This is a genomic window from Pseudomonas putida (assembly GCA_041071465.1).
Classification (GTDB): Bacteria; Pseudomonadota; Gammaproteobacteria; order Pseudomonadales; family Pseudomonadaceae; genus Aquipseudomonas; species Aquipseudomonas putida_P.
On sequence record CP163498.1, the window covers coordinates 4,722,766 to 4,742,372 of the forward strand.

Here is a 19,607-nt window from a genome sequence, read left to right on the forward strand (position 1 = left end):
GGGCCTTGTGGGAACGGGCGTGCTCGCGAAGAAGGCGACGCGGTCTTACGGCAGCGCGTAAGAAATCACGTAGTCGCCACGGTCAGTCGACTGGCGGGCGCCGCCAGCAGTGATCACCACGTACTGCTTGCCGGTCTTCGGCGAAACGTAGGTCATCGGGCCGCCCTGGCTGCCCACTGGCAGGCGAGCTTTCCAGATTTCGTTACCGTTGCTGCTGTCATAGGCGCGCAGGTAGAAGTCCTGGGTGCCGGCAATGAACACCAGGCCGCCTTGGGTCGACAGGGTGCCGCCCAGGGTTGGCAGGCCGATCTTGATCGGCAGGTGCATGCGGATGCCGAGCGGGCCAGTGTCTTCAACGGTGCCCACGGGTACCTGCCAGGCCACCTGGCGGGTTTTCATGTCGATGGCGGTCAGGGTGCCGAACGGCGGCGCCTGGCATGGAATGCCCGCTACCGACAGGAAGCGGTTCTTGTTCACGGCATACGGCGTGCCCTTGAGTGGTACCGCGCCCATGCCGGTGTTCAGTGCCTCACCGCCAGAGGCCGCGCCACCTTTGTTCTGCGACGGGATCATCTGGATCCACAGGCCCAGACGCATGTCGTTGACGAAGATGAAACCATGCACCGGGTCGGTGGAAATGCTGCCCCAGTTCATGCCACCCAGCGAACCTGGGAAGCTCAGCGACAGGTCGGTGCCCGGCGCGGTGTACAGGCCGTCGTAGCGCATTTTCTTGAAGTCGATGCGGCACAGCAGCTGGTCATACGGGGTGGCACCCCACATGTCCGACTCGGTCAGGGTCTGTGCGCCGATCTGCGGCATGCCTACCGATTTGGGCTGGGTTGGGGAGTATGGCTCGTTCGGGATGTTGCTTGGCTTGACGGGTACTTCGTCGACCTGGGTCAACGGCTTACCGGTGGCGCGGTCGAGCACGTAGATCTGCCCGGCCTTGGTGCCGATCACTACCGCAGGTACCGACTGGCCGTCATCCTTGGTGAAGTCGATCAGGCTTGGCTGCATCGGCAGGTCGAAGTCCCAGAGGTCGTTGTGCACGGTCTGGTATACCCACTTCTGGTTGCCGGTAGTGGCGTCCAGGGCCAGCACCGAAGCGCCGTAGGTGTGGTCCAGCTTGTTGCGCTCAACACCGTAGATGTCGGTGGACGACGAGCCCATCGGCAGGAACACGGTGTTCATCGCCGGGTCGTAGGACATCGGTGCCCAGCTGTTCGGCGTGCTGCGCACATAGGTGCTGTCGCCTTGCGGTGCCTGGCGATCTTCCGGGTTGCCCGGGTCGAAGGCCCAGCGCATTTCACCGGTGATCACGTCGAAGCCACGGATCACGCCACCTGGCATGTCGGTCTGGACGTTGTCGGCAACGCGGCCGCCAACCACCACGGTGGTACCGGCCATCAGCGGTGCCGAGGAGAGCTGGTAGTAGGAGTCCGGGACATTGCCCAGGCCGGCCATCAGGTTGACCTGGCCATTGTTGCCAAAGCCCTGGCAGAACTCGCCGGTGTCGGCGTCGACGGCAATCAGGCGGCCATCGATGGTGTTGGTCAGCAGGCGACGCTGGCAGTTGGCACCCGCCGCTACGCTACCGCCGGTAATCGGCGAGCTGTTCGGCTGGGTCGGCTGAGCGATGGCGGCAGTGGCGTCGAAGTAGGCCATGCCACGGCAACGCTGCCAGACCTTGGACTGGGCGTTGATTGCGTTTTTCCACAGTTCTTTGCCGGTGTCGGCATCGAGGGCGATCAGGTTGTTGTGCGGGGTGCAGATGAACACCTTGTTGCCGATCTGCAGCGGTGTCAGCTGGTCTTCGGCACCGTTGCCGTCACTGATGGCGACGTCACCGGTGTGGTAGGTCCAGGCCACTTTCAGCTTGTTGACGTTGTCCCGGTTGATCTGGTCCAGCGCGGCGAAGCGGCTGCCACCTTCGGTGTTGCCGTAGTGGGCCCAGTCTTTCTGTTCCTTGCCGGCTTCGACCGGGGTCATGCCTGGGCCTTTGCCGGTGGGGGCGACGCTTGGGTGGGCAACGAACATGTTGCCGGCAGCGATCACCAACACCACCGCCATTACCCCGGCGATACCGTAGGCACCGCGACCGGCGCTGGCGCCATTGGTACGCACCAGCAGCGGGTAGACCAGTGCCACCACCATGCCGATTGCGCCGAACATGAACAGGCGCGAGAACAACGGCCAGAACACCAGGCCGACATCGCTCAGTGCCCAGATCACGGTGCCGATCAGGAACGCGGCATACAGCCAGGCGCCAGCCAGCTTGCGGCGAGCAATGAGTACACCGGCGATGGCCATGGCCAGGCCGCCGATCAGGAAGTACCAGGAGCCGCCCAGGCCGGCGAGCTTGACGCCGCCGGCAGCCAGGAGGAGGCCGAGCAGGGCGATGATTACGCCCAGGCCGATCAGAATGATGTTTGGGGCGCCAGAGGCGCGCGGTGTTTCTTTCATGCCAGGGATCTCAGCAGGTGGAATGCGCGCAGTCTAAGCCCTTAGCTTGCTAATTAACAAGTTGGTACATAATTTTCTGAGGCTGATTGTCGCAGGGCTGAACGTGTGAAGGTGTCGCTAAAAGTCTAGATCAGGTGCTGAAAAAAGCATTAAACGGGGAGTTTCTGCCGTTTTTGCAACCGGCATTCATACTTTCGTCGAGTGTGTTGCGCGCCCACGTTCAGCCTCAGCTTCAGGCTGGCCACGGGGAACTACTGCCATAGAACACCGCCAACCAGATGGTGGCCGTGCCGGGTGCGGTCCATTCCACGCGGTGGCGGTAGTGCGGCGGAATATCCAGGCAATCGCCCGGCGCCAACAGGCGGGTGTGGTGCTCGTGCTCGAAGCGCAGCCCCGCAGCTCCACTGAGCAGCACGATCCACTCGCCTTCGGCCTGGACGTACCAGAAACCGGGCGGGCTGGCCTGGCCGCTGGAGACGATACGCTCCACGCGCACCCCTGGGCGGCTGAGCAGTTCGTCGACATGTTCGGCACTGGCGGGGTCGCAGGGCGGCAGGGCGGCCAGCAGGTTGTTCGGTATCATGGAAAGCCTCGCTGTGAAGGTGTGATGCCACTATGGACGCAAATGCCATGCAGCGCGCTTCTTGACCCGCCCGGCCGTTTGTAAGAACTTTCCGAGTTTTGGAAGGTGGCCAGCAAATGGACAAACTCCTGGCAATGAAGATGTTCGTGGCCACCGTCGATGCCCAGGGCTTTTCTGCGGCCGCGCGCAGGCTAGGGCTGGCGACATCGTCGGTGACGCGCCTGGTCGATGCCCTGGAAACGGCGCTGGGCGCCACCTTGCTCAACCGTTCCACGCGTCAGGTGAGCTTGACTGAGGCCGGTGCCCGTTACTACGAGCGCGCACGGGGTATTTTCGAGGCGCTGGACGAGGCTGATGCCAGTGTTGCCGATCGCGGCGAAGAGCCAGTCGGCGTATTGCGACTGTGCTTGCCAGTGGAGTTCGGCAGGCGGGTCATCGCCCCGCACCTGGGGCCGTTCCTGGCAAGGCACCCGGCACTGGAGCTGGACATCGACCTCAGCGACCGCCTGGATGACCTTCTGGACGGGCGCTACGATCTGTCGGTTCGCCTGGGCGACCCATCGCCCAATGACGAGCTGGTGTGCCGCCAGCTCGGTCGCTTCCAGCGTTGGTTGGTGGCCAGCCCGGCTTACCTGGCGGGGCGTGAGCCGCTGCAGCACCCCCGGCAATTGCTGGAGCACGCCTGCCTGCGCTTTCGCTACGGGCAGAAAGCGCGGCCCTGGCGCCTGGCCTGCGGCCAGGAGAGCCTGGAGCTGGACGTAAGCGGGCCGCTGCGCAGCGCCAACGCCGACATGCTGCGTGAAACGGCATTGGCAGGCAGTGGCATCGCTCTGCTGGCCGACTGGCTGGTACGCGCAGATGTGCTGGCCGGGCGCCTGCAGCGGGTATTCCCCGACTGGCAGGCCAGCCCTGGCACGGCCAACAACAGCATCAATGCCCTGTACCTGCCCAACCACCGGGGTTCGCGGCGGGTGAACGCGTTCATCGACTTTTGCGAAAATTTACTGAAAAACGACGGGTAGTGTTGCGCAGAGCGCAAAGCCGCGTTGCGCCAAGACCGGATTCTCGGCGAAAGCGCGCATGGGTAAGGTAGCCAGCATATACCCCTAGTCGAGGAACCTCGCATGAATCCCTCCCTTGCGGCAGCGCAACCGGCAGCTGCCAGCCTGAGCCGGGCCCTGGTCGTGCTACTGGCATTCTGCTGCGGCGCGATCGTCGCCAACATCTACTATGCCCAGCCCATCGTCGGGCTGATTGCCCCAGACTTGGGGCTATCCACCGAGCATGCCAGCCTGATCGTTTCCCTTACCCAACTGGGTTATGCCCTGGGCCTGTTGTTGCTGGTGCCGCTTGCCGACCTGCTGGAAAACCGCCGCCTGATGGTGGCTACCGCTGTCCTGGCCTGTTTCAGTCTGCTGCTGGCGGGCACCAGCAGCAGTGGTCAGGGGCAGTTGTTCCTGGGTTACGCACTGCTGATCGGTTTCAGTTCTGTGTCGGTGCAGATGCTTATCCCGCTGGCGGCGCACCTGGCGCCGGAACAGCAGCGTGGCCGGGTGGTGGGGAATATCATGGGCGGCCTGCTGCTGGGTATCCTGCTGGCGCGCCCGGTTTCGAGCCTGGTGGCTGACCACTTTGGCTGGCGCGCGGTGTTCATTGGCGCCGCCGGAGTCATGCTGGCGATCATCCTGTTGCTGGCGCTGACCCTGCCGCAGCGTCGTCCCGAGCACAAGGCCAGCTATGCCGGGCTCATGCTGTCGCTGCTCACTCTGCTGCGCCGTTATCCACTGCTGCGCCAGCGTTCGTTGTACCAGGCGTTGATGTTCGCAGCGTTCAGCCTGTTCTGGACGGCCGTGCCGATGGCCCTGGCCAGTGAACACGGCCTGTCGCAGAGCCAGATCGCCGTGTTCGCCCTGGTCGGTGCAGTGGGCGCCATCGCTGCACCCATGGCCGGGCGCCTGGCGGATGCCGGGCATGCCCGCGCCGGCTCGCTGTTGGCGCTGATGCTGGCGCCGGTGGCCTTGCTGCTGGGGCTAACAAGCCCGGGTTACAGCGTGATCGGCCTGGGCCTTACCGGCGTGCTGCTGGACTTTGCGGTGCAGATGAACATGGTCATTGGCCAGCGCGAAGTGTACGCACTGGACCCGGCCAGCCGCGGGCGGCTGAACGCGGTGTACATGACCAGCATCTTCCTTGGCGGGGCGCTGGGGTCGGCGGTGGCCAGCGCGTTGTTCAGCCAGTTTGGCTGGCAGGGGGTGGCGCTGGTGGGGGCAGGCTTGCCGGGTGTTGCGTTGCTGGTCTTCCTGCTGAAGGCCCGGCGCGCCTGAACAGGGAGCGTGCTATCGGCCAAGCGGCAGCGCCACGCCAATCAAGGCGAACAGGCTGCCGCAGCAGCGATTGAAACCCTTGCCGCCCTTGGCCAGCCAAGGGCGAATGCGAAATGCCAGGCGCGCCAGCAGGTACTCGACCAGGAACTCGACGCTGGCGAAGGTCGCCGCCATTACCACGAACTGCAGCACCAGCCCACGCTGTGGGTCGATGAATTGTGGCAGGAAGGCACCATAGAACAGCAGCACCTTGGGGTTGGCCATGGCCGACAGCAGGCCTTGGCGGAACAACCCGGCATTGCCGAGCCGCGCGCTGCGCTCGGTCAGCTCCAATTGCAGGCCGGGGCTGCGCCACAGCTGGATACCCAGCCAGATCAGATAGGCGCCACCCACCCACTTCAAAACGCCCAATACCGAAGCCGAGGTTTGTAGCAGCGCGCTGAGGCCGAACATGGCCAGGGCGATCAAGGCGCTGAAGCCAAACACCCCGCCCACGATGGTGAACAACGTTCGCCGCGCGCCATACAGGGCGCCATGTGTCAGCGCCAACAGGCTGTTGGGCCCTGGGGTCAGCGACAGGCCGATGCTGGCCAGCAGGTAGATGAGCCATGTGTCGAGGGCCATGTTGGAAATGCCTGGTGATGTGGGGATGCCAGTCTAGGGCCTGATGATCCGGCTGATAGAGTATGATCTAGACATTTAATGGTCGTTTATGGACTCGCTGACATGCAGCCCGACATCCGCCTGCTGATCCTGCCGTTACCGGATTTTGCCCTGCTGCCGTTTGGCGCCTTTCTCGACAAATTGCGCTTCAGCGCCGACGACGAGGACTACAGCCAGCAGCGCTATTGCAGCTGGACCGTGGCCGGGCTCAGCCTTGACCCGGTGCAATCAAGCAGTGGTGCGGTGCTGCAGGTCGAGGCGATTGCCAGCCAGCTCGACCTGAGCAGTTTCGACTACCTGGTGGTGTTCGGCGGTCGCAATGCCATGGCCACTGCCGCGCTGGCGCCACGCTATCAGGCGCTGCTGCACCAGGCCGGCAAGGCCGGTGTGAAGCTGGTAGGGGTCGATAATGGCGCCTTCCTGCTGGCCGCCTGCGGACTGCTGCAGGGGCATGAGGTGGTGGTGCACTGGCGTCACGAAGCCGAGTTTCGTGCTGCCTTCCCGCAGCTGCGATTGCTGCGTGAGCAGTTGTACTGCATCGATGGCAATCGCATCACGTGTGCCGGCGGCACCGCCGCCATCGACCTGGCTGTTGCGCTGCTCTCACACGCTTGCGGGCGTACCCGCGCGCTCAAGGGGCTGGCCGATATGCTGGTGGACGAAACCCGCGACAGCCGTCATGCCTTGCGTTCGCTGGAGCTGGGCGCCGGGCAGGGGCGGCAGGTGCAGCGGGCACAGGCGCTGATGCGCCATCACCTGGGCTCGCCGTTGGCAGTGGAGCAACTGGCCAAGGAACTGGGCATCAGCCGGCGCCAGCTGGACCGCCAGTTTCAGGCCAGCCACGGCATGAGCGCCAAGGCCTGGTGGCTGGAAATGCGTTTGCAGCAGGCGCGCTGGCGTTTGCTCAACTCCAGTCATAGCCTGGCGCAGATTGCCGATGAAGTGGGCCTGGGCGATGCCAGCTACCTGGGCAAGTGCGTGCGCCGTCGGTTTGGCTGTACGGCCTTGGCCTTGCGAGCAGGCAGCGCTTACTGCGGTGTGCCGAACAAGCCTGTCCAGTAGATCCCGGCATCGCTCTTCGGGTCTACCGCATAGGCAGCCCCCAGTTCACGGAAGTCTGGGTTCATCAGCGTGGCGCAGTGCCCTGGGCTATCCAGCCAGCCGTCGACCACTTTGTGCGCAGTATCACGCCCGGCGGCAATGTTCTCGCCGATTTGCTGATACAAGTACCCGGCCAGTTCCGCCCGGTCACCGGGTGTGCGGCCATCCTTGTCGATGTGGTCGAAGAAGTTCTGGTTGGCCATGGACCGCGTGTGGTTGGCAGCCACCCCGGCCAGTACTGTGCTCCAGCTCAGTGGCGGGGCGGCGGCAAAGGGTTGGCCACCGCATTGGCGTGGCACCTTGCGCGCAGCGTTGATCTCCTGCAGCACTTTCTGCCCCTCGGCTTGCCAGTCACCCAGGCGGCCGCTGAGCAACGGCCGGGCCAGCACGATGCGCCAGTCGCGGCCCTCCTGGCTGACGCCGATATCGACGAATTGCGGGTCGAGCACTACCTGGCAGAAGCTTTCCTCGATGGCATGCATGGCGGCGCGCGCATCGCGCGGGCCCGACAGGCTGATGGCCTGGACGTTGACCATGGGGTAGGCCGCGCGGGTCATGGCCTGTTGCAAGTCGCGGGTGCCTTCTGGCGACAGCGCAAGGCGAGTGTCGCTATTGAGCGGCGGCAGCTCCAGCGACGCCTCGCCACCGCAGGGCTGGGCCTTGCTGCGGTACACATTGATCGAATCGATCAGTTGCGCCTCTTCGCCGGTGACAGCCAGTACCCCGGTCGAAACGACCAGGCCCAGCGACAAGGCGGCAACGGATGACAGGACGCGCATGTGGATCTCCCTATGACTGGCAGCGTCGTGGTATGCGCTGCTCATCCTACACAAGCCGGGGGCTTTTGGCCCTAGCTCGTGCAAAGCAATGAAAGCGCCGGCAATCGTTGCTGGCGGCAAAAGAGGGAGTAGACCACTGGCCTGCGGAAAAGTGCGATGAATTGCTAATCATTCTTATCGAGCCCGCACGGTCCGCCGCGTTCGCATCAACGCGCCAACGCCTGGTTCGGCTTGTAGAACAGGAAGTGGGTAGTCTGCGCTGTCTTGCGATACGCCTTGGCCCAATCGGGGTGCACGGTGCGGTCGTGGAAGTACAGCGCGCCGCCGGTGGGGTCCTTCAACTGCTGGTTCAGTGCCTTGCGTGCGATTTCTTTGGCGACATCGTAGCGCTGGGCTTCCTCGACCTGATCCGAGCGCCCGTCGCACCACCAGGAAAACTGGCAGGCCTTGCTTTCCACGCCCTGCTTGACCACCCCGCAGATGGTGTCCGGGAAGCCATCGTGGCCCAGGCGGTTGAGCACCACGCTGGCCACGGCGGTCATGTCCTCGGCATCGGCGCCTTTGGCTTCCCAGTAGATGGTGCGGGCCAGGCAGGTAATGCTGTCATCCAACGGCGCCTTGCCAACCGGGTCGACCGCCTGCGCTTCGCCTGGGGTCAGTTTTTCAGCTTTTTTGGGGGGAGGGGCATCTTCCACCACCTTTTCTTCAAGCACTTCGGCCTTGTCCTCGGCGACGGCGGCCTTGGCCGGGTCGGCCGCATTCAAGGGGCCAGCGAGCAGTGCCGAGGTGAGGCCGAGCAGCATCCAGTAACGGCGCATGGGCAAGCTTCCGAAGGGTGGAGTGAGTCTCAGTCTAGCCAAGCGTAAGCATTAACACCAAAGGCAGGGTGGCGGCGGCCGCTACGGTCTGCAGGGCGATGATGGTGGCCATCAAGGGCGCATTGCCGCCCATTTGCCGGGCCATCACATAGGATGACGAAGCGGTGGGCAGCGCTTGGAACAGCACCGCCACCACCGCCGCCTGACCACTCAGGCCGAGCACTCTGCACAGGCCCCAGGTGGTCAGTGGCATGACCAGGAACTTGAACGCCGACGCCGCCATCAGCGGGCGCACCTGCTGGCCCAGGCGAGCGCCGCCCAGTGCCGCGCCGACGCACAGCAAGCCCAGCGGCAGGGCGGCCTGGCCCAAGGCCTTGACCGTGGGCTCGATCCCGGTCGGCAAGCCCAAACCGGTGGCCCTCAGCAGCAGCCCACCCGCACAGCCGACGATCAGCGGGTTGGCGAAGATTGCCCGTAGCACCGTGAGCGGTGAACTGTGGCGGGCGCTGAAGCGGGCGAACACCAGCACGCAGAGCAGGTTGACCAGGGGGACGATGGCGGCATTGGCTACCGCCGCCAGGGCAATCCCTGCACTGCCGTAGATGCCAGCTGCCAGGGTGGCACCAATGTAGTTGTTGAAACGAATACCACCCTGGAACACCGAGGTGAAATCGGCGCCATCGTGGCTTACCGCCCCTTGATACAGCATCAGTAATACGGCACCGGCCAGGGTCGAAAGCATCAGTGCGCCGACCATGTCCAGCACCGGTACGCCATCAAGGTTGGCAGTGGCCAGGCCGTGCAGAAACAGCGACGGCAGCAGTACGTAGTAGCTCAGGCGCTCGGCGCCGGGCCAGAAGCTTTCGCCAAGAAAGCCGCGTAGGCGCAGGAAGGTGCCCAAGGCAATCAGCAGGATGATCGGGAGCAGGGTGGTCAGCAGCAAGTGGAGCATGATCGACGTTCCGTGGTCGGGTACGCGAACAGACTACGGGTGAGGAACGGTCTGTAAAAACGTTGTTTTCTGCACTGACTATTGAGAAAAAATGCATTGTTGCAGCTTACGACTCCAAGGCTGTCTTCAGCACAGCACTCAAATGCCGTCGCTGGCTTTTCTCATGCTCCAGCAACACCACACGTCGCGTCAGCTGCGGCTCGCCAAACGGCAGGCAAGTGGCGGGCGGCAAGCGCTGCAGGTCGTCATCGGCCATGGGTACGATCGCCACGCCCAGGCCCATCACCGCCATGCGCGCCAAAGCTTCCTGGCTGTCCAGTTCCATCTGCTCGCTCACCTGCAAATGCTGGCGACGCAACTCCTGCTCGATCTGTCGCCCGGCCCAGGCGCGCTTGTCGAAGCGCAGGAATGGCTGGCTGGCCAGCAACTGCGGCACGCTGTACCCGGCCAGTTCAGGGCTGGCGATGACCCAGAAGCGGTCTTCGAACAATGCAGTGAAGTCCAGGCTTTGCGGGTAAGGGCTGACGGGTTCGGTGGTAATCGCCGCGTCGAGTTCACCGTCCTCCACGCGTCGCGCCAGCTCCGCCGACATGCCCGAGGCCACGCTGATGTGCAACTGCGGGTGGTTGGCCTTGATCCACACCAGCGCCCTGGGCAGGCGCCGCGCCAACACCGTATGGATCGCCCCCAGGCGCAGGCGGCCGCGCAGGCTCGGGCCGCAGGCCAAGGCGTCGGCCAGTTCGTCGTAGGCAGCCAGAATGCTCTCGGCGCGAGCCACCGCCAATTGGCCTGCTTCAGTCAGGGCCACCTGCCTGCGGCTGCGGTCGAACAGGGGAACCTGCAACTCGTCTTCAAGGGTTTTGATGTGCAGGCTCACCGCTGAAGGGGTGAGGCTGAGCAGGTCGGCGGCGCGGGCGAAGGTGCCGTGGCGGGCGATGGTCACCAGGGTGCGCAGGGCTTTGAGAGACATGCGGGCGGGTCCAGGGTTGAACGGTCAGTGCTGCATTGTCAGGCCCGGCCGTTTCGCAGCACAAGGCTGCTCAGCGCCTATTACGCCCATACGCCTGGCTGATCCTGTCGATCACCATGGCCAGGGCAACAATTGCCAGCCCGGCCTGCACGCCCTGACCAACATTCAAGGTCTGGATCCCCGCCAGCACATCCTCACCCAGCCCACGGGCGCCGATCATCGACGCCACTACCACCATCGACAAGGCCATCATCACCGACTGGTTGAGCCCGGCCATGATGCTTGGCAGCGCCAAGGGCAGGGCGATGCGCCGCAACCGCTGCCAGCGGCTGGCGCCCAGGCCGTGGGCCGCCTGCAACAACGAAGGGTCGATTTGGCTCAAGCCCAGTTCGGTCAACCGCACCAGCGGTGGCAGGGCGTATATCAGCGTGGCGAATACGGCGGGCACCTTGCCCAGGCCAAACAGCATCAGCACCGGGATCAGGTAAACGAACGCCGGCAGCGTCTGCATCACATCCAGTACCGGCAGAAGCAACCGCCTGGCCAGCGGTCGGGCGGCCAGCAGGATGCCCAATGGCACGCCCACCAGCACGCACAGGCCGGTACTGACCAGCACCAGCGCCAGGGTTTGCAGCAGCTTGTCCCACAGCCCGAGCATGCCGATAAATGCCAGCAGCGCGACCAGTATTGTGCTGCGCACAACGCTGCGGGTGGCGTGCCAGGCCAGCAGGCCGACCAGCAGCAACAACAGCCACCAGGGCAGCAGGCGCAACAGGTTCTCCAGGCCGACCAGCAGTTGCAGCAAGTGGTCTGAGACGCTGCGCAGGTGGTCGCCGTAGTTCATCACCAGCCAGTCGACCAGGCGGTTGACGCTGTCGGCAAAGGAAAACTGCAGAGTCTGCGGGAAGCCGTCACTCACAGGCTGGCCTCGACCTTGGCGGCGATGTCCGCAGGCAGCCAGGTTTTCCACACATCAGGGTTATCGCGCAGGAAGGTCAGGGCTGCGTCGCGCGGTGGTGTTCGTTTTTCGCTCATTGCGGCCAAGGCCTGGTTCAGGCGATCGATGGGCAGGTCCACCCGTTCGAACACGCTGACCAGGTCCGGGTAGCTATCACGAAAGACCTTGGACACGCCAATCGACAACTTCGCCGGCAGCGACCGGCTGCCCTTCGGGTTGGGGTTGCCGGCATCGGTGAGGGTGGCCCAGGCCTGGGCATTGAACGGTGGCTCTTGCAGGCGTACAAGCTTGTAGCGCCCCATCAGCGGGGTCGGGTTCCAGTAGTAGAACAGCACCGGTTGGCCACGACGGATAGCCGAGCCGATCTCGGCGTCCATCGCCGCGCCGGAGCCACTGCGGAAGTTGGTATAGAGGTCATTCAAACCGTAGGCCTTGAGCTTCTGGCTGTTGACCGTTTCAGACGTCCAGCCGCTGGGGCTGTTCAGGAAACGGCCCTTGTCGGGCGACTCGGGGTCGCGGAAAACCTGCGGGTAACGCTTGAGGTCCTCGACACTGCGCAACTGGGGTGCCAAGGGTTTCAGTTTGCGTGCGGCATCGCCTTCGATCACATAGGCCGGCACCCACCAACCTTCCTCTGCATTTTTCACCGTATCGCCCAGCGCGAACACCTGGCCGGCCTGTTCGGCCTTGACCCAGGCAGGGCTGCGCCCGGCCCACTCCTCGGCGATCACTTGCAGGTCATTGCGCGCCAAGGCCACCTCCATGCTGACGGTGCTACCGGGCAGGGTGTCGGTGGTGTAGCCGTAGCCGCGCTCCACGATCAGCCGCAGGATTTCGGTGGTGAGGGCACCGCTTTCCCAGCCGATGGCGCCAAAGTGGATGGGCTCGCTGCGTTCTGCCGAGGCGGCGCTGTCGGTGGCGGCCAGGCTGACAGCGAGCAGCAGGCTGGCCAGCAGCATTGGAAGTCTGTTCATCGGGGCCTTCGATTGCCATTGAGTGGATGCGGGCAAGTGTAGACGAGGCCCCTGGCGCATCGCCGGCGCGGTCGGGGGAAGGTGCTCCCACTGCCCAGGCGTGCTGCGCGTTGCAAAGCTGGGCTCTTCTGCTTGGCATGCACACCTGAAGAGGCAGCCCCGATGACGCTGGATTTACATTTCGTGTATTACCGCAACTTTCGTTTCGATGGAAAACTTCATGTTCGCTGTTACGGTGCAGACCTGCACAAGGTCAATCGCATCCGCTACGAACTTGAACGGGCTGGCCCCGACGGCCCGGTTTCATTCCCGGGAAAGTCCGTGTACTCCCAGGCACGCAGCGGCAAGCCGAGCGACCATGGATGCCCTGCCACGTTGCTGGCCGAAGAAGAGGCGGGCGTGTATTCGATCCAGCCCAAAGTCGTGCTGCTCGATGAGCATGCTCGGGCGCTGGGCCGGCCGGTTGGCGCAGCTGGCGTTATCGACATGCGGCCCTTGGTGCTCGACATAAAGGCTGACGAGGTCAACAGGAGCATCCTCGACAAGGTGCCGGTACCCGGTGCTGGCGGGCGTCGTAAACGAGCCGTGGAGCAGGTGCAGGGAGGCGACGATGGGCCGCAAGGGATGCCCACCTTGGCACCCGGCACACCGTTCCCGCCGGTTGTCATCGAATTCATCCCCGGAGGGCACGAGCGATTTCTCCGAGAGCTGGAGCCGGGCTCAGGTTCTGCATGGGTCCGCTACTGGCCGAACCTTGAATCGGTACTCGCGTTGCGACCTGTTCTGGACGAACAGGAACAGGGCGAAGACAGGCTCCGGCCATTGCGCGACCATTACATTCTCGACCAGCCAGCCAGCATGCTCGGTGACACCTACCTCGCCTTGCTCAAGGCTTTGGCGGCGCGGGAGTATGTGCAGTCACTGCAGTTCATGCCGGCAGCGCCCCAGCCAAGCCTAATTTTGCTCGGCCTGGCCGGGCTACTGGCAACGCTGCTGACCGGCGGCGCCGTGGTGGCGGGCAACCATGCCTATGAAAATGCTCAAGCTACACCCGATTTCGAGCCGCGCCAGCATTACCTCGACGCACCTGGCCCCCGGTGGCAAGGGCTGAATGTGCGCGAGGCCTGGGCGCAGCAGGTAACGGGTTACGGCGCGCGGATTCACTTCAGTGATGGGGGGTTGCACCCTGATCATGAAGACTTGCGCGGCAATCCTGCCTTGAAAATCGTCTCGCTCGAACCCAACCATGATCCCGACCACGGAACGGCTTCGGTGGGAATCATTCTGGCTGCGGGCAACGGTATTGGCGCGACCGGGATCAGCCGTAACAGCGAACTGTACCTGTACAACAACCGCGCGGAGGATGCCCAAGGCAGCTTCCAGGCGCTCAAGGACCTGCTACGGAATGTAGAACCCGGCGACATCGTGGGTATCAATCGGCAGACCGCCCATGCCGAGGTGCTGAGCACCATGTTGCCATCCTTGCACGACAAGGCCTGGTGGACTGTCATGCAGCAGTTGAGCCGGCGCGGTGCCGTGGTGGTCAATGCAGCAGCCAATGGCAGCAGCAGGACGCTTGCGGACAAAGGCACCCGTGCTGGCGAAGGTGTCGACCTGGCCAACTGGCCCTATTTTGCCGACCATGGCGATTCAGGTGCGATTCTGGTGGGGGCCTGCCATTCGTATGACGGCAAGCCCCACGCCTACTCCAATTACCATTACCGTTACCGTATGCTCAATGCCTGGGGCGACAGCGTAGTCACGCTTTCCTATGGCGATTTGCAGGACCTGCGTGGTGAGGAAAGGGACTACACAAGCCGCTATGCTGGCACTTCCAGCGCCACACCGATGGTGTGCGGTGCATTGAGCCTGATCCAGTCCTACGCCATGGAGCAGCACCACGTCTACCTCAATGGCAACCAGATGCATCAGTTGGTCATGGCGTCTGGCTACGACGATGCCACGCTAGCGGGTACCGAGGTGCTGCCGATGGGCGCCAGGCCCAATGTGCATGGCGCGCTGGTGCTGCTGGACCGCATCCTCGGCGGCGGCAGGTTCGCGGCCTGAGTCGGGGCCGGCAGGTGCCGGCCCCGCCCGGCTCATACGCGAAACTGGTCCATCAGCGCCTGCTGCTGGTTGGCCAGGCTGTTCAGCGACTGGCTGACCCGCGCCGACTCGTTGGCCTGGCCTGACAGCGACTCCGTCACATCACGAATGGTCGCCACGTTGCTGTTGATTTCCTCGGCTACCGCGCTTTGCTCTTCGGCGGCCGAAGCGATCTGCAGGTTCATGTCGGTGATCACCGTCACCGCCTGGCCAATGCGCTGCAGTGCAGTGACGGCCTGGCCGACCTGCGCAACGCCACTCTGTGCCTGGCGGTGGCTGTGGTCCATGGCGCCGACCACTTCCTGGGTGCCGTTCTGCAAGGCTTCGATCACCTGGCGGGTTTCTTCCACCGACTCCTGAGTGCGTCGAGCCAGGTTGCGTACTTCATCGGCAACCACGGCAAAGCCACGGCCGGCTTCACCGGCACGGGCCGCCTCGATGGCGGCGTTGAGCGCCAGCAGGTTGGTCTGTTCGGCAATCGAGCGGATCACCTCCAGCACCGAACCGATCTTTTCGCTGTTCTGCGCGAGGCCTTCGACTTCGGCCATGGCGTCGCTCATGTTGGCGGCCAGGGTATCGATGCTGGTGGTGGTGCGGTCGATCACGGCCAGGCCTTCCCGGGTGGCCTGGTCGGCGTCACGCGCGGCCTGTGCCGCCTGCGCGGCGCTGCGGGCGACATCCTGGGCGGTGGCGCTCATTTCATGCGAGGCGGTGGCTACCTGGTCAACCTGGCGATACTGCTGCTCCATGCCGGCGCTGGTTTCAGTGGCAATTGCCGAGGACTGGTCGGCAGTGCCTCGGGCGGCCTGCACCGAGCGTTTGACCTCGGCGATGGTCGGCTGCAACTTGTCGAGGAAGCGGTTGAACCAGCCGGCCAATTCACCCAGTTCGTCCTGCTTCTGGTAGGTCAGGCGGCGGGTCAGGTCGCCTTCGCCGCTGGCAATGTCCTTGAGCATGGCAGCCACGCCGAGGATCGGCCGGGTAACGCCACGGGCCATCAGCCACACCATGAGCAGGCCGGCAATGGCAGCGGCCAGGCCCAGGCCCAATTCCAGCAAGGTGCCGCTGGTATTCAGCGCGTCCAGTTCCTGCTTCAGTGTTTCGGCCGGGCCGGTCAGGGCATTTTCCGGTACATCCAGCAACACGCCCCAAGGTTGTGCGTCGGGGATCGGCCGGAAGGCCGCCAGCACCTTCAAACGCTGCTGGTCGTGGAGGATAGTCATCTTGCCATTGGCCAGTTTGCCTACCAGTTCGGCGCCCTTGGCCGGGTCTACCTGGTCGAAGCGCTGGGCCAGCTTGCTGGCATCGGCGCTGTAGCCCGCCAGCAGGCCGACCGGGCTGAGTATGCCGACCGTGGTGCGGCCTTCGTAGAGGCTGCGGCTGGCCTCCTGGCTCAGTGCCTGCAGGCTGTTGAGGTTGATGTCGATGGACAGGGTGGCAATGATCTTGCCGTTGACCGCCAGCGGGAAGACGATGCTGGTCATCAGCACCTGCTGGCCGTCGATGTCATAGAAGTAGGGTTCTACCACGCACACCTTGCCGGTCGTGCGCGGGCATACCCACCAGGTGTTGGCTGGCTGGCCGCTGGGGCCGATCTCGGTGTTGGCCATGTCATGCTCAGGCAGCGCCATGGCGGTCAGCTGGCCGGCACGCGGCTGCGACCAGTACAGGGCAAAGCGACCGGTTTCGTTGCTGCCCAGCTCTGCCTTGCCGGCGAACAGGCTGTCCTTGCTGTCCAGGGCGTTGGGCTCGAACACCAGCGACAGGCCGAGGAGGTCGGGGTTGGCCTGTAGCGCGGCGCGTACCTGACGGGTCATGTCCTCGCGCAGGTCGAAGGCATCGAGAAAGCGCTTTTCAGCCTGCTCGCGCAGGAACAGCACCTGGCGGGCGAAGCCGGCGCCGTACTGGTAGGCATCCATGAACTGGCGGCGGATGTTCAGCGCCTGCACTTCACCCTGCGACTCGATACGCGACTGCGCCGCCTCGGTCAGCATCTGCATGCTGCTGGCCTTGACCAGGTCCGAGCTGTGGTCCATGCGGTACAGCGACAGGCCGACGAGCAAGGTGACGATGCCGGCCAGGCAGAGACCGGCGAGCAGGGTGATCTTCCACTGGATGGAAAGTTGTCGCAAAGGCATGGGGGCGGATCCCTTGTAATAAGAGTGTGGCTTGCGACTGTGTCGGCGGCCTGGGTTTTTTCTTTATTCAAACGTTCAATTTAATTATCAGGTCCGCTGCAAGGCATTGGTAATGTGACGCAACATGGCGCTTTTGACATCTGCCGCCCACTGCTTCAGAGTTCGCGGTTTTTTCCGCCGTAATGAGGTAAGCCAATCATGAATGCAGTGATCGCCGCGGTCGGCATCATGCTGATACTCAGCCTGTCCCGCGTGCACGTGGTCATCGCCCTGATCATCGGCGCCCTGGTCGGTGGGCTGGTGGGTGGCCTGGGTGTCGAAGGCACGCTCAAGGCCTTCAACGGTGGCCTCGGCGGTGGCGCCACGGTGGCGTTGTCCTATGCACTGCTGGGCGCCTTTGCCGTGGCCATCGCCAAGTCTGGTCTGGCCCATGCCCTGGCCGATCGCGCCCTGGTCATGATCGACCGCCAGGGCCATGCCCATGGCGGCAAGGTCAAATGGCTGATGATCGGCCTGATGCTGGTGGTGGCCGTGTCGTCGCAGAACATCCTGCCCATCCACATTGCCTTCATCCCGTTGCTGGTGCCGCCGCTGCTGTACGTGCTGACGCGCCTGCGCATCGACCGCCGGTTGATCGCCTGTGTGATCACCTTTGGTCTGATCACGCCGTACATGTTCCTGCCGGTGGGTTTCGGCAACATCTTCCTCAACGAAATCCTGCTGGCCAACGTCGCCCGCGCGGGTGTCGACGTGAGTGGCGTCAATGTCACCCACGCCATGGCCATCCCAGCTGCCGGTATGCTCGTCGGCCTGTTGCTGGCGGTGTTCATCAGCTATCGCAAAAAGCGTGACTACGACCTGGCGCGTATCGAACAGGTGGAACAGGTGAGCGTGCAGTACAACCCGCTGACCTTGCTGGTGGCCGGGTTGGCGATCGCTGCTGCCTTTATCGTTCAGTTGCTGTTGGACTCGATGATCATCGGTGCCATGGTTGGCTTCCTGATCTTCTCGCTGTCAGGCATCGTCAAGTGGAAGGATACCGACGACCTGTTCACCGAAGGCATGAAGATGATGGCCATGATTGGTTTCATCATGATTGCCGCGTCCGGTTTTGCCGACGTGATGAAGGCTACCGGTGAGGTGAAGAGCCTGGTGGAAACCTCGGCCCAATGGATCGACCACAGCAAGGGCATCGGCGCCTTGCTGATGCTGTTGGTGGGCTTGCTGGTGACCATGGGGATCGGCTCGTCGTTCTCCACTGTGCCGATCCTGGCCGCGATCTTCGTGCCGCTGTGCGTGCAACTGGGCTTCGACCCGCTAGCCACGGTGTGCATCGTCGGTACTGCCGGTGCGCTGGGGGATGCGGGTTCACCGGCCTCGGACTCGACCCTGGGGCCGACCTCGGGCCTGAACGTGGATGGCCAGCACCACCATATCTGGGACACGGTGGTGCCGACCTTCATCCACTACAACCTGCCGTTGCTGGCGTTCGGCTGGTTGGCGGCAATGACCTTGTAAGGCGGGGAGGGCGTCAGCCCTTGTCGGGGGGCGGCGAGATGCGGTTTAGCACGGTGCTGCCGTCCTTGCTGCGGGTCAGGTAGACCGGCAGCACCTTGGGCAGGTTGTTGACCAGGCGCCCCACTTCACGGGTGTTGTAGATACCGCTGATGCGAATGCGACCGGTACTGGCGTCGGCCAGCTGCAGCGGTGCGTCGAGGTAGCGGTTGATCACCGGCAGCGCTTGTTCCAGGCTCAAGTTGTCGAGCACCAACTTGCCGCTGCGCCAGGCCAGGCTGTTGCCGTAGTCGTCGCTCTGCTCCAGTTGTGGCTCGAAGTCGCCCTTGTGGTAGCTGGCCTGCATGCCAGGGCCGAGGCGATAGCCGCCGGCGCTGCCATCGCTGGACACCAGCACCGAGCCTTCCACCAGGGTAACCTTGACCTGGTCCTGGTACCTCCACACGTTGAACTGGGTGCCGGTGACCCGGGTTTGGCCACGGCCGGCACGCACGATGAACGGGTGGCTGCTGTCGTGCTGCACCTTGAAGAACGCCTCGCCGCGCTTGAGCGTGACCTGGCGCTGGTCTTTGTAGTTGAGGTAGGTGAGCTCGGTGTTGAGGTTGAGCTGCACCGTGCTGCCGTCGCTCAGCTCCACCGTCTGCATGCGGTCACTGGCTTCGAAGTGTTGGTAATGGTTGGGCAGCCAACCCTGCTCCCACCCCATCCAGCCTGCCAGTGGCAGCACTGCCAGGGCAATCGCCGCCGCAGACGCCAGCGGCCGCCAGTTGCGCGGGCGTGCGGCTTGCTTGGCGGGCGGGTTGAAGTCGATGACGGTGGCGTTGCGCGGCAGCAAGTCGGCGGTTTGCCAGATTTCCAGCATCGCCTGGTATTCCTCGGCATGCCGTGGGTCGGCCGCCTGCCAGCGGGCGAATGCCTCGCGCTCGGCCGCCGTGCAATCTTCGGCGTGCAGGCGCATGCACCAGTGCGCGGCGGCGTCGGTGATGGCATCGTCTGGGCTGGGATTGAGGCGGTCGTGGTTCATTGCGGCTCCGGGTTTTGCGCATTCTACCCTTGCAGAAGGGCCCCCGAGAACCGGCGTAATGGCGAATGACTATCAGTTGTGCCGGTTTTTCGTCGGTTTTGCAACGGTTTTTCAGCGTCTGAGAACCCTTCGCGTACAAGAATGCAGGCTGAAATCCACGGGGCTGCTGCGCAGCCCATCGCGACAAAGGCCGCCCCCACAAGGGACTGCGCGTCTATTGTGGGGGCGGCCCGATGTCG

Annotated in this window: 16 protein-coding genes; 5 read left to right on the plus strand and 11 right to left on the minus strand. The window is 63.9% G+C overall.

The window, feature by feature from the left end; all coding sequences use genetic code 11:
- Positions 1-45 precede the first annotated feature (45 nt).
- A complete protein-coding gene (locus AB5975_21820) occupies positions 46-2,463 on the minus strand; it encodes a glucose/quinate/shikimate family membrane-bound PQQ-dependent dehydrogenase (GenBank protein XDR19163.1) in 2,418 nt (805 codons plus the stop codon).
- A gap of 232 nt (positions 2,464-2,695) precedes the next feature.
- Entirely contained in the window at positions 2,696-3,046 is a 351-nt protein-coding gene (locus tag AB5975_21825) for a cupin (GenBank protein ID XDR19164.1), read from the minus strand.
- A 116-nt stretch (positions 3,047-3,162) separates the two neighbouring features.
- Here AB5975_21825 and AB5975_21830 point away from each other — a divergent pair, with 116 nt between their 5' ends.
- Together AB5975_21830 and AB5975_21835 are read left to right on the plus strand one after the other, a co-directional pair.
- Positions 3,163-4,068, plus strand: a complete 906-nt coding sequence (locus AB5975_21830) for a LysR family transcriptional regulator (protein ID XDR19165.1) — start codon at positions 3,163-3,165, stop codon at positions 4,066-4,068.
- 102 nt (positions 4,069-4,170) lie between these two features.
- A complete protein-coding gene (locus AB5975_21835) occupies positions 4,171-5,370 on the plus strand; it encodes an MFS transporter (protein ID XDR19166.1) in 1,200 nt (399 codons plus the stop codon).
- Between the two features lie 12 nt (positions 5,371-5,382).
- Here AB5975_21835 and AB5975_21840 read toward each other — a convergent pair whose 3' ends face one another.
- Complete coding sequence (locus tag AB5975_21840) at positions 5,383-5,994, minus strand: LysE family translocator (protein ID XDR19167.1); 612 nt, start codon at positions 5,992-5,994, stop codon at positions 5,383-5,385.
- A 102-nt stretch (positions 5,995-6,096) separates the two neighbouring features.
- On the opposite strand from AB5975_21840, the gene AB5975_21845 reads away from it, so the two are divergent.
- Positions 6,097-7,095, plus strand: coding sequence for a GlxA family transcriptional regulator (locus AB5975_21845; protein ID XDR19168.1), 999 nt, complete (start codon positions 6,097-6,099; stop codon positions 7,093-7,095).
- On the opposite strand, the gene AB5975_21850 is transcribed toward AB5975_21845, so the two are convergent.
- The 6 genes from AB5975_21850 to AB5975_21875 all read right to left on the minus strand — a co-directional run bounded on the left by AB5975_21850 (position 7,062) and on the right by AB5975_21875 (position 12,585).
- The gene (locus AB5975_21850) at positions 7,062-7,913 is read right to left on the minus strand and encodes a CAP domain-containing protein (GenBank protein ID XDR19169.1); all 852 of its coding nucleotides are present in this window, start codon (positions 7,911-7,913) and stop codon (positions 7,062-7,064) included. The two genes, AB5975_21845 and AB5975_21850, sit on opposite strands and share 34 nt — an antisense overlap.
- Before the next feature lie 206 nt (positions 7,914-8,119).
- Complete coding sequence (locus AB5975_21855; GenBank protein ID XDR19170.1) at positions 8,120-8,731, minus strand: cell wall hydrolase; 612 nt, start codon at positions 8,729-8,731, stop codon at positions 8,120-8,122.
- A 34-nt stretch (positions 8,732-8,765) separates the two neighbouring features.
- Positions 8,766-9,683 carry an AEC family transporter gene (locus tag AB5975_21860; protein XDR19171.1) on the minus strand — a complete coding sequence of 306 codons (918 nt, stop codon included), beginning with the start codon at positions 9,681-9,683 and terminating at the stop codon, positions 8,766-8,768.
- A 106-nt stretch (positions 9,684-9,789) separates the two neighbouring features.
- Positions 9,790-10,653: a LysR family transcriptional regulator gene (locus tag AB5975_21865; protein XDR19172.1), complete on the minus strand. Its 864-nt coding sequence runs from the start codon at positions 10,651-10,653 to the stop codon at positions 9,790-9,792.
- A gap of 70 nt (positions 10,654-10,723) precedes the next feature.
- The gene (locus AB5975_21870) at positions 10,724-11,572 is read right to left on the minus strand and encodes an ABC transporter permease (GenBank protein XDR19173.1); all 849 of its coding nucleotides are present in this window, start codon (positions 11,570-11,572) and stop codon (positions 10,724-10,726) included.
- Positions 11,569-12,585: an ABC transporter substrate-binding protein gene (locus AB5975_21875; GenBank protein ID XDR19174.1), complete on the minus strand. Its 1,017-nt coding sequence runs from the start codon at positions 12,583-12,585 to the stop codon at positions 11,569-11,571. Before AB5975_21875 ends, AB5975_21870 begins: the two co-directional genes overlap by 4 nt.
- A 162-nt stretch (positions 12,586-12,747) precedes the next feature.
- Here AB5975_21875 and AB5975_21880 point away from each other — a divergent pair, with 162 nt between their 5' ends.
- Positions 12,748-14,652 (plus strand): S8 family peptidase, encoded by a 1,905-nt coding sequence (locus AB5975_21880; GenBank protein XDR19175.1) that lies wholly within the window; start codon positions 12,748-12,750, stop codon positions 14,650-14,652.
- A gap of 32 nt (positions 14,653-14,684) precedes the next feature.
- Here the strand turns inward: AB5975_21880 and AB5975_21885 are convergent, their stop codons facing one another.
- Entirely contained in the window at positions 14,685-16,829 is a 2,145-nt protein-coding gene (locus AB5975_21885; protein XDR19176.1) for a methyl-accepting chemotaxis protein, read from the minus strand.
- A gap of 198 nt (positions 16,830-17,027) precedes the next feature.
- Here AB5975_21885 and AB5975_21890 point away from each other — a divergent pair, with 198 nt between their 5' ends.
- Positions 17,028-18,347 (plus strand): Na+/H+ antiporter family protein, encoded by a 1,320-nt coding sequence (locus AB5975_21890; protein XDR19177.1) that lies wholly within the window; start codon positions 17,028-17,030, stop codon positions 18,345-18,347.
- A 13-nt stretch (positions 18,348-18,360) separates the two neighbouring features.
- Here AB5975_21890 and AB5975_21895 read toward each other — a convergent pair whose 3' ends face one another.
- Positions 18,361-19,368 carry a FecR domain-containing protein gene (locus tag AB5975_21895; protein XDR19178.1) on the minus strand — a complete coding sequence of 336 codons (1,008 nt, stop codon included), beginning with the start codon at positions 19,366-19,368 and terminating at the stop codon, positions 18,361-18,363.
- Positions 19,369-19,607: the final 239 nt, after the last annotated feature.